The organism is Aureibaculum luteum (assembly GCF_003449015.1).
GTDB lineage: Bacteria > Bacteroidota > Bacteroidia > Flavobacteriales > Flavobacteriaceae > Aureibaculum > Aureibaculum luteum.
The window spans coordinates 1-14,605 of sequence record NZ_QRGD01000011.1 but is presented as its reverse complement, the minus strand read 5'-3'; the positions used below and the strand labels follow the sequence as shown (position 1 = coordinate 14,605).

Below are 14,605 nucleotides of genomic sequence, written 5' to 3'. Positions count from 1 at the left end.
TAAAAAACAGCTTAACTTTTGTTAAGCTGTTTTTAAAAATTATTAGTTATGTTTATTTTGTTAGTTTTTTGTATCTAAAATGTTTTCCATCGAAATAAGTTTAGATTTAGATAAGTATTGTTCTTGTGGATAATATACAAACACACAACTGCCTTCTTTAATTTTATTAATAATTACGGCATAATCTTTATCAGGTAATGCAGGACATCCCCAACTTCTTCCTAACCTACCATTTGATTGTATGAAATCAGGATTGGCATAATCAGCAGAGTGTATCACGATAGCACGTTCTCTGGCTTTATTATTAGAATATTCTAATCCATCTAAACGTAAAGAAAGTCCATGTTTACCAATATATGTCTCGGCCGTTTTGTAAAAACCAATACTTGATTGATGACTATTAACTTTATTTGAAAATTTTTTGGCATATTCTAAACCTGACTTTTCACCATGAGCAACAACACTTTTATGTTCAATAGTTTGTGTTTCCATGTTTATAAGATAAAATCTTTCTGTATTTGCAGAAACACTCATATCTATTAAAGTTAAATACTTAGAATTTTTAAGTTGTTGTTTGTTTTGTAACTGAACATAACCTTTTAAAGCATGTTTAAAAGCTTCAAAATCTAAGTTACTATCGTTAATTTTTTGGTATAAATCTTCAGAATAAGAAGTGAAAATACTTTCTGTATTAGTAGTTGCTTTGTCTGTATTGTTATTGTATGAAATTGGAGTTTCCCATGCGTAAATAGGGAAAATTAGAATAAAACTGATAGTTAAGGTAAGAATTTTTCTATACATCTAAATTAGTTTCTTTTGTTATTAAACAATCTAAGTAGTATCGTTCCTACCTAGATAATGTTAATTTTTTTCAAATCTTTTTTAATAATAATTGGGTCGAAAAAAATTATTTAAAAAAACTTAATTCATAGCAACAGAAAATAATAACTCTTAAATCTCAGATTTATTGCATAATACAATGTTAAAAAAAATAATTAATTATTTTTTCTTAGTTGCATTTTCAGAGTATTTCTGTTTATTTAATTCGTCTTGCAACTCTCTTCTTAATTTTTGTTCACGTTCTATAGAGCGTTGTCTATGACTTTCGTATTCTTCTTCAATTTCAGCTTTTGCTTTTTTAGCATCTACAGTTACAGTATTACTTCGTTTAAATTTACCTATAAAAAATAATAATAGTCCTGTTAATGCTGCAATTATTGTCCAAAGTATAGTGTTGTAGCCCGTTTTACTCATAGGAATACCCAAAAGCTTAATACTATCTTTTTCTTCTGTTACCGCCATTAAGTTTCCTTTTGTAGCTTCTAATTTAACATTAAGTGAATCAATTTCTGTTTTTTGAGCACTAACAACGTTTTGACTTTCTGCATATATCTTTCTAGATAGTTTTAAGGAATCAATCACATTGTTTTTAAATTTAAAAAGATTATTAGTTTTTACACTGCGATAATCTTCCCATTTCGGAGATTTTTTGTACATATAATCAAATTGGCTTTCAATAGTACCACTATTTAAGGAGCCTTTTTCTTCCTCTTCTTGAGCGAAAATAATACCTGTTGTAGATACACAAAGGAGAAATGTGATTAGAATTTTAGCGAATTTCATTTGTTTTTATTTAGAGTTGTATAATTCAGCGTTCAAAAGTAAATAATTACTTCTAAACATGAAAGTTAAAGCACAGAAAAAAGTTGAGCAGATTAATATAATTTTTTATATTTTAATGGATTCAGCTCATTCATAACATTATAAAGGCCTTCAAAAATATCTTCGATAGACGGTTTTGAGAAATAATCACCGTCCGTACCATAAGCTGCCCTATGGTTCTTTGAAGTAATCGTCAATGGTTTACTATCTAAAAATTGATATGCGTTTTGCTTGTTTAAAATTTGATCTAAAAGATAAGCTGAAGCACCACCAGGAACATCTTCATCTATAATAACTAGCCTGTTTGTTTTTTCAATACTTTTAACAACTTCTTTATTTAAATCAAATGGTAGTAATGTCTGAGCATCTATAATTTCAATATCAATTTCTGCTTTTAATAATTCCTTCGAAGCTTCCTCTACTAATTTTAATGTAGAGCCATAAGAGACTACGGTAATATCAGAGCCTTCTTTAATTGTTTCAACTACACCAATAGGCGTAGTAAACTGACCTAAGTTCGTTGGTAATTTTTCCTTTAATCTATATCCATTTAAATTTTCAACAATTAATGCCGGTTCATCACTTTTTAGTAGTGTATTATAAAAGCCTGCTGCCTTAGTCATGTTTCGTGGTGTAAGAATGTATATACCTCTTAGTAAGTGTGTAATTGCCCCCATGTGTGAACCAGAATGCCAAATTCCTTCTAATCGGTGCCCTCTAGTTCTAATAATTAATGGAGCCTTTTGTTTACCAAAAGTTCTATAACGAAGTGTGGCTAAATCATCACTTAAAATTTGTAAACCATATAATAAATAATCAAGATATTGAATTTCGGCAATAGGTCTTAATCCACGCATGGCCATACCAATACCTTGTCCCATAATACTAGCTTCTCTTATACCAGTATCAGCAACCCTTAATTCGCCATATTTTTGTTGTAAACCTTCTAACCCTTGATTTACATCACCAATTTTACCCGCATCTTCTCCAAAAATAAGTACATTATCATGTTGTGATAAAATACTATCAAAATTATCTCTTAATACGATTCTAGCATCAACAATTTCTGCATCTTTAGCATATGTAGGTTTAATTTCCTTAATAGACGTGGCAGTATTTTTGAATTCACTATACAAATGTGTACTGTAATTATATTGCTGCTCTTTTTCGTAACTATTTATCCAACTAATTAATGGGACCTTCGCGTTATTGTTTTCGTTTCTAACATAAACCAAGCATTTTCTTGCTGTCGATAAAATATCCTTTTTTAATGGAGCCTCTAACGATTCTAAATCATTTTTTAATTTTGAAATAAAAGGTTTATTCTCACTTTGGTTAGCTAAATCATCTAATAAGTGAACTACTTTTTTTTGCGTTGAAATAATACCTTTCGAGTAAGCAGTCCAAGCGGATCGTTTTGCTGCACTAACTTCTTTTTTAGCATTTTTCTCTATAGTAATAAGCTCTTCTTCATTTTCAAAAACATCAAGTATCCACTCCTTCATTTTAGCGTTGCAGTCATGTGCTACTTCCCACTCAAGGCGTTCTGCACTTTTGTATCTTTCGTGCGATCCAGATGTAGAATGCCCTTGAGGTTGTGTTAGCTCTTTTACATGTATTAAAACAGGTACATGGTTTTTTCTGGCTATAGTAGATGCTTCATTGTAAACATCGATTAGTTTAGAATAATCCCATCCATTGACTACAAATATTTCGTAACCATCAACATCATTTGTACGGCGAAACCCTTCTAAAACTTCTGAAATACTTTCTTTTGTGGTTTGATGTTTTGCATGAACAGATATACCATATTCATCATCCCATACACTAATAACCATTGGTACTTGTAAAACACCGGCAGCGTTAAAAGTTTCAAAAAAATGACCTTCAGATGTGCTTGCATTACCAATTGTACCCCAAGCTATTTCATTACCGTTATTAGAAAAAGTATTATATTTTTTAAGTTCAGGAATTTCCCTAAACATTTTAGACGCTTGGGCAAGTCCAAGTAAACGCGGCATTTGTCCTGATGTTGGTGAAATATCTGCACTAACATTTTTTTGCTTCATTAGGTTTTTCCATGAGCCGTCTTCATTAAGAGAATGTGTAGTAAAATGTCCTCCCATTTGCCGTCCTGCAGAATAAGGTTCTGCCTCAATATCAGTGTGAGCATAAAGCCCTGCAAAAAACTGTGCTGGTGATAATTCTCCAATAGCCATCATAAAAGTTTGATCGCGATAATAACCTGAACGCCAATCTCCATTTTTAAAGGCTTTTGCCAATGCCAATTGTGGTACCTCTTTTCCGTCTCCAAAAATACCAAACTTAGCTTTACCTGTTAAGACTTCTCTTCTACCTAATAGGCTACATTCTCTGCTAATAACCGCAATTTTATAATCTTCAAGAATTTCTTTTTTAAATTCTTCATACGATAATTTATGCTCTGGTTCTAAGGTTTTTTCTGACATGTATTACTTTTATTGGAGTCTCGCAAAAGTACGATTTTTATAGTAGAATGTCAAATGCAATCAGCTGTCTGTTTTTAGTTGAATACACTTGAAAATTACAGATGAAAAGAAATTGTAAAAAAGTTTAATTGTGGATGTTGAACAAGGATTTAGATTAGAAAAATCCTCTTCTAATTAATCCTATCAATTTTTCAGGGGCTAAAGTAATTACAAATCTAATTTTAGAGGCGTAATTTGGTCTCGTAGGTTCAAACCCTAAACTAGATTGTATGGGGAAATAAACCTCAAAAAAGTTATGGACAAAGTTTAATCTGATACCACTGTCATACCTAAATAACGCTCGGTTGTTTTTATTTTTATAAAAACCAGCATCGGCATATGCCTCAATCCAACTCCAAATACTCATACTATTATTAGTTGAAAGCATCCATTGATTGGCATATGGGTTCTCAAACATAGATTTAAAACCTCCTTCTGCAATAATAATTTGCTGACTTAAAAATCCTGATTTTTCAGATCTTCCTAAAAAGTTGTAATCAAATAAATAATCTGAAGGACGATCTAAAGAAAAGCTAAAGAAATCGCTTTCTGTTTTATTTGATAGGAATGTACCAAAATAAAGCCTAAAATCATACTGTCTATGAGTATCAGTTAATTTTCTATATCTAAAATCTAACGATAGCTTGCTAAATTTTTCAGCCAGCTGAAAATCTACATTATAACGTAAATCTTGAATAATATCAGGTTTGGTATAACCATAACGAAGATTTAAAATATTATAATTGTCTGATTCTAATTTGGGTGCAAATTTAGGAATCTCTTTATTTACAATTACATAACGTGCTGATAAGGAACTGCCGCCAACATCACGTAAACTTTTACGTTTAAATTCAACTGAAGCAAACGGTGATATTCTGACATAGCTCAAGTTCTCATCATAATGAAAATTACTGGCACTTATTCCAATTCTATACCTGTATACCGAAGTCTCCTCAGGTATGTGTTGATACACAAAAGATGTTGCACCCGTAATTTTCCCACTGTTTGTACCGTACGTGGGAGTAATTTTATACAACCATTTTTTCTTAAATATAGCTTCATTATATAGGCTAGGGCCTAAAATTAGACCATCATACAAATTATAACCTGCATAAAAATTATAAAAAACTTGATTGTAATAAGGATTCTCTACATCTTTAAAGAATCGAAATTGTATTGGCTTATTTAATAAGCCTTTTAAATTTTTCCAATTATCTCTTAGGTTTAATTCAGGATATAAATATTCGTAATTTAATGATAACCGGTCATAGTCTCCTTTTGGAATTGAAATGGTAGTGGTAGAGTCAATATCAGTTAACCATTTTCTGAATGTAATTTCCTTTTTATTAATGCCATAGAGTGCAATAGGAACAGTTATATTTCTTCTGTTTTTAATTGTAATTTCAACAGAATCTTTGTTTTGTTTTATTTTCTTTATAGTGTAATCTATTTTTTTCTTAGTATTAATATAGTCACCAAAAAACCAACTTAAATCCATATCAGATTTTTCAGTAATGATGGTTTTAAACAAATTACTGTTAGTTTTCTTATTCAAACTTTCTGAATAAAATTGTTTTATACTTTTGAAGACAATACTATCATTTAAATATTCATCTAAATATTGTAAACCTAGCCCTGCCTTATATTTATTGACAATTTTTCTGTTAAAATTAGATAATGAATCGGCTCTAGTAGTTAACGCTTGGTCATAATTTTTACGTGCTGCAAATTGATATACAAAGGGGTATTTATCATTAATACCTAATTTGGCTACATTGAAACTTCTTACTCCCCAAATTTTAGAAATATTACCTAATGCCTTAATTTCAGGATAATATTTCTCAACATATTTTATCATTAAAAAGTTCTGAATTCCATCTAAAATCCAGGCATCTTTTCTTCGATTTACAATAATTGTATTCTCTAAATATTTTCTAGTTAATGCTTTAAACATTTTTATATCCCATTCAAAAGCTCCAGAAAAAGGATTAAACATTTTTGGTAATTGGTTTAAACCATATATGGGGTTTTTGCTATAACTAATACTGTTAACTAAAAGTTTGTCATGTGGATATTTACCAATGTGCTCTTCAATAAAAGCTAACTCTCTAGTAACGATATCTGTTTTTAAAGAATTACTTAAGGATGTTCCATTTAAGTTTGTAATAACTTTCGGGCTAGTTTCAAACTCAATAAAATCGTTAATTACATTAAAATTTAGTTCAATATCAATTCTATTTTTACCTTTTAAATGGTAGGTTGTAAACGGTGGATTAATAGTTTTTGTATACTTTAAATCAGTATTAAAATGTACTCCTTGAGGTATTGAAAATTTTATATCATATGCTGAAGGTTGCATATATAAGTCATCCATGTTTAAATTACTCATGGTTTGCCATTCTCCATCAAAAACAGCAGGGGTTATATACCAATATCTTAAATTATAAGTGTTGGCTCTTTGTCCATATTCTGTAAATATTGAAGAAGGAACTTTTGTTATATAAGTTAATGATAGTACAACCGAGTCTAGTGACTTTAAAGGTTTATTCAAAATTACCTTTATAATGTCCGGCTCATTTTTATCAATGAGCCATTTGTCAGAAACATAATTACTAGAAATGTTTTTAATGCTTGTTCCTCCTCTTAAATTAGACTTTGCAAAGTATAAACTTTTATCATAATCTTCAATCAACCTTTTAGATAAAGGTGTGTGTCTATTTTTATATGCCGCCGCCCAGTTATGAAAATAAAGTGTATCTAATGTGACTTTAGAAGTATTATGATACGTTATTTTTTGTTGAATTTTAAGTTCTTTATTTAGATAATCAAGTTTAGCATCAATACTAGTTTTGTTTTGTTGAGCATGACAAATAAAGGCTGAAAAACAGCATAAAGCGATAATGTATTTTGGTATCCTCAATTTATAGTTTTATAAATTTTAACGTTGAGGTTGTGTTTTGTAGTTTTATATAATAGATGCCGCTTGTCAAATTGGTTGCGTCAATATTTTCATTTTCTTCGTTTAATGTAATTGATTGAATTTTTTGCCCCATACTATTATATATAACAATTTGCCCTTCAAAAATACTAGCATTTACTTCTAAAGAAAAATGGTCTTTTACTACATTACCATTTTTAAACTTTAAATAATTTCCCGTATGTGTTAAGTTTTTAGTAGCTAGCGTCTTATCCGTTTCTAGTTGCATAACTACAGGTAAATGGTCACTCATATTATATAATGCTTCTCTTATTTCTTGATTAAATGTACCAGTACAAGTTGGGTCATTTATAGATTTATTATAACAATTACCATTATTTCCAAACGCTTTATAGGAGTCTGGGGTATATTTTAATGTGCTACTGTTTTTCAAATTCTCAGATATTAAAATAAAATCAAACCTATCGTCCATTCCACCTTCAGCACCTCTATCGCCAAAATCATCTTTGGAAACTCTACTGGATTGGGTATGAATATCTTGGTATGTTAAATTATTATGCCAATTTCCGTCTTTATTAATCGGGTCATGCAAAACAATTGCATTTGTTGGGTCTAATAATTCTTGATACGCCCCCTCTTGACCAGTGTATAGGTTAAAATCACCAGAAATTAGAACAAAATGGTCTGATGGAATGTTAACTAATGTACTTGTAAAGTCCAAAACCATATCTAATCGTTTATCTTCATTTTCAAAACCTTGACTGGATTTTAAATGTGTAACAAAAACATTTAAATAGATAGGATTTGTAGTGTTATCTGTCGTGTTCAATTTAAAAAGATAATGATTAATATCTCTAATGCCAGTTGTAATTAAATCTTGACTAACTAAAATTAATTTATTTTTATTAAAAAAAACCAATTGCTGTAAATCCGTTGTCAAATTGGATTGATTAGAAACAAAAGCAGCTTTAGCATATCTATTATCACTTGTTTGTAACGAAGTACTTAAAATTGAGTTAGCACCTTCTTCTGATTGTAATTCACAAACCATAAATAAGTCTGGTTGATAATCATCTAAAATTGCTTTTAAAATAGTGAGCCTATTTGTAGGTGGTGCTTCCGGAAATTCTAGTAAGTTATAAAACATAGTCTTAATAATGTTTTGAGCTTCTATTACAGAAGTCAAAAGAATCATTAATAAGATGACTAGTTTTAGTTTCATTATTTCAATGTTAAGATTGTACTACGTATATTTCTTATCTGTTTTTTAAATTAATATTACCTCAATAAAAAGGGTGTGTATATTAGAAGTTAGGACTCAAACTATATTTTTTATAAAAGTTATTTAGTATATCTACAACTTCTTTTTCAGTATCAACAATTTGAATCAGATCCATATCTTCAGCACTTGCATTACCAAATTTTCCAATTAAAACTTCCTTTACCCAATCAAAAATACCATTCCAAAATTCAGAGCCAACTAAAATAATTGGAAATTTTCCAATCTTTTTAGTTTGAATTAATGTTACAGCCTCAAAAAGTTCATCTAATGTACCAAATCCACCAGGCATTACTACAAACCCTTGAGCGTATTTTACAAACATTACTTTACGAACAAAAAAGTAATCAAACATTACATTTTTATCATGGTCTATATATGGGTTGTCATGTTGTTCAAAAGGTAAATCAATGTTTAGTCCAACAGATGCACCTTCGCCTCTATGAGCTCCTTTATTACCTGCTTCCATAATACCAGGACCACCACCAGTAATAACACCAAAACCATTTTGTGTTAATTCATAGGCAATATTTTCAGCCAATTTGTAATATTTTTGATCAGGTTTTGTCCTTGCTGAACCAAAAATACTAACACACGGTCCTATCTTACTCATTTTTTCATAACCATTTACAAACTCAGCCATTATTTTAAAAATGGCCCAAGTATCATTGGTTTTTATTTCATTCCAAGTTTTGTGTTGAAATTTTTCAATTATTTTTCGCTCTTCATTTAAATTTAACGCTGACGACATATATTTTACTCTTTTAGTTTAATTTATTCCTATAAGTTGCTAATGTAATTCTTTTTTTAGAAACTGTGCTGTATAGCTATTCTCAACTTTGATGATTTCCTCAGGTGTTCCGGTACATAAAACATTACCACCATTTTTCCCACCTTCTGGGCCAATATCAATAATATAATCGGCCAATTTTACAACATCTAAGTTGTGTTCTATAATTAATACAGTATTACCTTTATCAGTCAACTTGTTTAATACTTTCATTAATACATCAATATCTTCAAAATGCAAACCGGTAGTAGGCTCGTCCAAAATATAAAAAGTATTACCTGTATCCTTTTTCGATAGTTCAGTGGCTAATTTAATACGTTGTGCCTCTCCACCAGATAGGGTAGTAGATTGTTGTCCTAGTGTTATGTAACCTAAACCAACATCTTTTATGGTTTTAACCTTTCTATGTATTTTTGGAATGTGTTCAAAAAACTTGACACTTTCGTCAATAGTCATATTAAGCACATCAGAAATTGATTTTCCCTTATAACGAATTTCTAATGTTTCTCTATCAAAACGTTTACCCATACACGTTTCACATTCCACATAAACATCTGGTAAGAAATTCATTTCAATAACACGTACGCCACCTCCTTCACATGTTTCACATCTACCTTCTTTAACATTAAAAGAAAATCTTCCAGGTTTGTAACCTCTAATAAGGGCTTCGGGCGTCTTAGCAAAAAGATTACGAATTTCACTAAAAACACCTGTGTATGTGGCAGGATTTGATCTTGGGGTTCTGCCAATAGGAGATTGATTTATATCTATGATTTTATCAACATGTTCTAATCCTGTAATACTTTTGTACGGCATTGGTACTTTAACACCTCTATATATATACTGGTTTAAAATAGGATATAACGTTTCATTAATTAAAGTTGACTTTCCACTTCCAGAAACTCCTGTAACACAAATCATTTTACCTAATGGTAAAGTAACCGTTACATTTTTTAAATTATTTCCTGTAGCTCCCTCTAGAATAAGAACTTTACCGTTTCCAATTCTTCTTTTATTAGGAATCTCAATTTTTTTAGTACCATTTATATAATCAGCTGTTAAGGTATGGCTTTTCAACAACTCTTTTGGAGTAGAACTACTGATAATCTCACCACCAAACTTTCCTGCTTTGGGGCCAATATCAATTACATAATCGGCTTGCTCAATCATATCTTTGTCATGTTCAACAACCAGAACAGAATTTCCAATGTCTCTCAATTTTTGAAGAGAATCTATAAGTCTGTGGTTGTCTCTTTGGTGCAGACCGATACTTGGTTCATCTAAAATATATAATACACCAACAAGTTGAGATCCAATTTGGGTTGCTAATCTTATTCTTTGTGCTTCACCTCCTGATAAGGTTTTCGAACTTCTATTCAATGCTAAATAATCCAAGCCTACATCTAATAAAAATTGAATTCTAGTTTCAATTTCTTTTATGATTTCAGAAGCAATTGCCGTTTGTTTTTTACTAAGTTTATTTTTAACTTTTTTAAACCAATCTGCCAACTGAACAATATCCATGTCTGCTAAATCGGCAATGTTTTTACCTTGAATTTTAAAATGTAACGATTCTACTTTTAAACGAGAACCACCACAAACAGAGCAGTTATTCTCATCCATATAGGTAGATGCCCAACGCTTTATAGAAACTGAACTCGTTTCATCAAATTGATATTTTATAAAATTGGCAATTCCTTCAAAATCAATAGAGTAAGATCTGGTTATGCCCATTTCTTTAGATAATACTTCAAATTTTTCTTTACCACCATATAATATAACATCTAACCCTTCTTTAGGTATTTTGTTAATTGGTGTAGTTAATTTGAACTGATACCTTTCCGCAATAAGTTCAATTTGTTTTAAAATCCATTTACTCTTTTGCTCATTGATTGGTGCAATACCACCATTGGCAATAGAAACTTCTGGGTCTGGAATTATTTTGTCAATATTAACTTCATTTACTGTTCCTAAACCATTACAATTATCGCAAGCACCCTTTGGTGAATTAAACGAAAATGAGTTAGGCTCAGGCTTAGGGTACGAGATACCCGATGTTGGACACATTAAACTTCTACTAAAATATCTAGTTTTATTGGTCTCAACGTCTAAAACTAAAATAGTATCGTCGCCATGGTACATCGCCGTCTTAATAGTTTCTTCTACTCTTTTTTGTTGCTTTTTTTCAACCAATAATCTATCAATAACTATTTCTATATCATGCGTTTTATAACGATCTAAACGCATGCCTTTTTCAATATCTATAACCTGACCGTCTACACGAACTTTGACAAATCCTTGTTTTGAAATTTGCTCAAAAAGTTCACGATAATGTCCCTTTCGGGATTTTATCACAGGTGCTAATATATTTACTTTTTTAGAATCAAAATCAGTTAAAATCAAATCAATAATTTGTTCATCTGAATAACTGACCATCTTTTCACCACTATTGAAAGAATAAGCATCGGCCGCTCGGGCAAATAGTAACCTTAAAAAATCGTAAACTTCAGTAATTGTACCTACTGTAGATCGCGGACTTTTACTCGTAGTTTTTTGCTCAATTGCAATCACTGGAGATAAACCATCAATTTTGTCAACATCAGGACGTTCTAATCCTCCTAAAAACTGTCGGGCATAAGCTGAAAAAGTTTCAATATACCTTCTTTGTCCTTCCGCATAAATGGTGTCAAAAGCCAATGACGATTTTCCACTACCACTTAAGCCAGTAATAACAACAAGTTTCTCTCTAGGTATTTTAACATCAATGTTCTTTAAATTATGGACTCTTGCCCCTTGAACATCTATATAATTTTCAGACATATTTTTATAAAAAGTTGGAAAAATGCAAAGATAATTAATTGAGAACACAATTAATGGTAAATTCAGCTCTTAATGATAATTATAATACATATTCAATTATAAAATTATTAAATTGCATCAAAATATAATAAAATGAAAATTGTCCAATCGTTGCGATATTTTTTTGAAAAAAGAGGTTTTGAAGTTTCTTCAAGGTTGGCTGATAAAATGGGAATGAGAGTAACCAACGTAAGGTTATTTTTCATCTATATATCTTTTATTACACTGGGTTTTTGGTTTGGAATTTATTTGACCCTAGCATTTTTATTAAAATTAAAAGATATGGTCTATACTAAACGTAGTTCAGTTTTTGATCTTTAGACTATGAACATTTTTAAACCTAAATTATATATAGCTCTTTTATTATTTATTGGGGTAATTTGTGTCGGTGTTTTTGGCTATATGTATTTTTCAGATGACACCTTTATCAATGCCCTTTACATGACTATCATAACCATAACAACAGTTGGTTTTGGTGAAGTTCATCCTTTGAGTCAATCTGAAAGATTATTTACAATTTTTCTGATTTTAATGAGTGTATTAACGTTGGGTTACGCGGCGTCTGTAATAACTCAATATATTGCTAGTGGAGAATTCCTTAAAAACATAAAAACTAAAAAGGTGCAGAAAACAATTGATAAGCTAAGCGGTCATACTATTGTTTGTGGCTATGGAAGAAATGGTAAGCAGGCAACTGTAAAATTAATTAAATATAAAAAGCCATTTGTTATTATTGAAAATAACGAAGAACGAATTTTAGAAATTGAAGAACAAAATTTACTATATATTAAAGGAGATGCAACTATTGATGATTTTTTGGTAAAAGCAGCGATTGGTAAAGCATCTAGTTTAATTACAGCATTGCCTTCTGATGCTAATAATCTCTATGTAGTGTTATCAGCTAGACAGTTAAACAAAGATTTGACTATTGTAAGTAGAGCATCAAATGATTCCTCTGACACAAAATTACGAATAGCGGGTGCTAATAATGTAATTATGCCAGATAAATTAGGTGGTGAGCATATGGCTTCCTTATTAGTTACACCAGATATTGTTGAATTTGTAGATAAATTGGCAGCTGATTCTGAAAACGCTACACATCTTGAAGAAATTGTTGTAGACAATCTGCCAAAGGAATTTTTACTAAAGTCAATCCGAGATTTAGATTTACGAAAAAAAACGGGTTGCTCGGTTATTGGCTTTAAAACGCCAGATCATGAATATGTAATTAATCCAGATGCCGAAACTAAACTTGTCATAAACTCTAAGTTGATTGTATTAGGGAGTGCGAATCAAATTCAAAAATTAAATAAATTATTCTAATGGGAGGGAGGTTAGTGATTACTGGCAGCAATGGTCTGCTTGGTCAAAAATTAGTGAATTTATTTTCGCAATTGGAAAGTTTTGAGGTTACAGCAATTTCTCGTGGTGTTAATAGGAACGAAACCGCAAAAAATTATACCTATACTAGTATAGATATAACTGACCACATAAAATTAAACACTTTACTTGATGATATAAAGCCTAATTATATTATTAATTGTGCTGCGATGACTAATGTAGATCAATGCGAAAAGGAACAAGTTGAATGTGATAAGATCAATGTTGAAGCACTGAAGGTAATTACAAAAGCTACGAAGAAACATGATGCTCATTTAATTCATATCTCTACTGATTTCATTTTTGATGGAGAAAATGGACCTTATTCCGAAGAGGATAAACCGAATCCAATTAATTATTATGGTCTCTCAAAACTGAAAGGAGAAGTAATTCTAAAAGAGGCTCAAATTAACTATACTATATTAAGGACTATACTTGTTTATGGATTGGTAGATAATATGAGTAAGAATAATATTGTTTCTTGGATAAAGAATGGTGTAGAAAAGAAGCAAACACTAACCATTGTAAATGACCAATTCAGAATGCCAACCTTGGTGGATGATTTGGCAGAAGCCTGTTTTTTGGCAATACAAAATACTGCTTATGGTATTTTTAATGTTTCTAGCAGTGAATTATTAAGTATTTATGAGGCTGCTTTGCAAGTTGCAGAAGCTTTTAATCTTGATACTTCTTACATCAAATCAATTCCAACTAGTCAATTAAAGCAGCCTGCCAAAAGGCCAAGCAAAACAGGATTTGATTTAAGCAAGTCAGAAAAGATATTAAAGTTACCTATCGTAACTTTTAAGAATCGACTTCAAGTGTTTAAAAATCAGCTCTTAAAACTAGAATAATAATAATTGAAGTTAATATCTCTAATTATTGTTAATAACTTTAAATCTTGTTAAGTGTGAATCTATAAAGATATTGTTTATATTTGTAGCCCTTTTAGAGGTTTTTGTATTGGTTTTAAGGCGTTTATATAAATGACGAAAAAAATATAAAATAAAATTGAAATTATGTTGTTAGATAATAAAAAGTGGTGTATGTTTGCACCCGCAATTGAGAGGGGTATATGACAAGAGGTAATTGCGATGAAATGTTGATTTGGTGGTGTTGAAAAAAAATAAAATAAAAATTTAATTTTTTTCTTGCAGGTTTAAAAAAAGGTTTTATATTTGCATCCGCTT

The 14,605-nt window shown here is 30.5% G+C and carries 10 protein-coding genes; 3 read left to right on the top strand and 7 right to left on the bottom strand.

The features are described from left to right. Positions 1–60 precede the first annotated feature (60 nt). From D3P13_RS19460 to uvrA, 7 genes are all read right to left on the bottom strand, one after another. Positions 61–801: a murein L,D-transpeptidase catalytic domain family protein gene (locus D3P13_RS19460; protein WP_117884879.1), complete on the bottom strand. Its 741-nt coding sequence runs from the start codon at positions 799–801 to the stop codon at positions 61–63. Between the two features lie 198 nt (positions 802–999). Continuing rightward, positions 1,000–1,623: a tRNA (guanine-N1)-methyltransferase gene (locus D3P13_RS19455; RefSeq protein ID WP_117884877.1), complete on the bottom strand. Its 624-nt coding sequence runs from the start codon at positions 1,621–1,623 to the stop codon at positions 1,000–1,002. Between the two features lie 92 nt (positions 1,624–1,715). Continuing rightward, positions 1,716–4,130, bottom strand: a complete 2,415-nt coding sequence (locus D3P13_RS19450; protein ID WP_117884875.1) for an alpha-ketoacid dehydrogenase subunit alpha/beta — start codon at positions 4,128–4,130, stop codon at positions 1,716–1,718. Positions 4,131–4,284: 154 nt separating this feature from the next. Further along, positions 4,285–7,089 carry a gluzincin family metallopeptidase gene (locus D3P13_RS19445; protein WP_117884873.1) on the bottom strand — a complete coding sequence of 935 codons (2,805 nt, stop codon included), beginning with the start codon at positions 7,087–7,089 and terminating at the stop codon, positions 4,285–4,287. A 1-nt stretch (position 7,090) separates the two neighbouring features. Further along, positions 7,091–8,329, bottom strand: a complete 1,239-nt coding sequence (locus D3P13_RS19440; RefSeq protein WP_117884871.1) for a T9SS type A sorting domain-containing protein — start codon at positions 8,327–8,329, stop codon at positions 7,091–7,093. 82 nt (positions 8,330–8,411) lie between these two features. Further along, positions 8,412–9,137, bottom strand: a complete 726-nt coding sequence (locus D3P13_RS19435; RefSeq protein ID WP_117884869.1) for an LOG family protein — start codon at positions 9,135–9,137, stop codon at positions 8,412–8,414. A gap of 39 nt (positions 9,138–9,176) precedes the next feature. Next, positions 9,177–11,996, bottom strand: coding sequence for an excinuclease ABC subunit UvrA (gene uvrA, locus D3P13_RS19430; protein ID WP_117884867.1), 2,820 nt, complete (start codon positions 11,994–11,996; stop codon positions 9,177–9,179). 132 nt (positions 11,997–12,128) lie between these two features. Here uvrA and D3P13_RS19425 point away from each other — a divergent pair, with 132 nt between their 5' ends. Genes D3P13_RS19425 through rfbD form a run of 3 tightly spaced genes read left to right on the top strand, consistent with a single transcriptional unit; the run spans position 12,129 to position 14,269 of the window. Beyond that, on the top strand, positions 12,129–12,356 hold the full coding sequence (locus D3P13_RS19425) for a PspC domain-containing protein (protein ID WP_117884865.1): 228 nt from the start codon (positions 12,129–12,131) through the stop codon (positions 12,354–12,356). 3 nt (positions 12,357–12,359) lie between these two features. After that, positions 12,360–13,358 carry a potassium channel family protein gene (locus tag D3P13_RS19420; RefSeq protein ID WP_117884863.1) on the top strand — a complete coding sequence of 333 codons (999 nt, stop codon included), beginning with the start codon at positions 12,360–12,362 and terminating at the stop codon, positions 13,356–13,358. Next, the gene (rfbD, locus tag D3P13_RS19415; RefSeq protein WP_117884861.1) at positions 13,358–14,269 is read left to right on the top strand and encodes a dTDP-4-dehydrorhamnose reductase; all 912 of its coding nucleotides are present in this window, start codon (positions 13,358–13,360) and stop codon (positions 14,267–14,269) included. The genes D3P13_RS19420 and rfbD overlap by 1 nt, the downstream gene beginning before the upstream one ends. The last annotated feature ends 336 nt before the right edge of the window (positions 14,270–14,605 follow it).

Excerpts from the sequence above, each read along its gene's own strand:
- D3P13_RS19460 (WP_117884879.1), bottom strand. The coding sequence starts at position 801 with ATGTATAGAAAAATTCTTACCTTAACTATCAGTTTTATTCTAATTTTC.
- D3P13_RS19455 (WP_117884877.1), bottom strand. The coding sequence starts at position 1,623 with ATGAAATTCGCTAAAATTCTAATCACATTTCTCCTTTGTGTATCTACA.
- D3P13_RS19450 (WP_117884875.1), bottom strand. The coding sequence starts at position 4,130 with ATGTCAGAAAAAACCTTAGAACCAGAGCATAAATTATCGTATGAAGAA.
- D3P13_RS19440 (WP_117884871.1), bottom strand. The coding sequence starts at position 8,329 with ATGAAACTAAAACTAGTCATCTTATTAATGATTCTTTTGACTTCTGTA.
- D3P13_RS19435 (WP_117884869.1), bottom strand. The coding sequence starts at position 9,137 with ATGTCGTCAGCGTTAAATTTAAATGAAGAGCGAAAAATAATTGAAAAA.
- uvrA (WP_117884867.1), bottom strand. The coding sequence starts at position 11,996 with ATGTCTGAAAATTATATAGATGTTCAAGGGGCAAGAGTCCATAATTTA.
- D3P13_RS19425 (WP_117884865.1), top strand. The coding sequence starts at position 12,129 with ATGAAAATTGTCCAATCGTTGCGATATTTTTTTGAAAAAAGAGGTTTT.
- D3P13_RS19420 (WP_117884863.1), top strand. The coding sequence starts at position 12,360 with ATGAACATTTTTAAACCTAAATTATATATAGCTCTTTTATTATTTATT.
- rfbD (WP_117884861.1), top strand. The coding sequence starts at position 13,358 with ATGGGAGGGAGGTTAGTGATTACTGGCAGCAATGGTCTGCTTGGTCAA.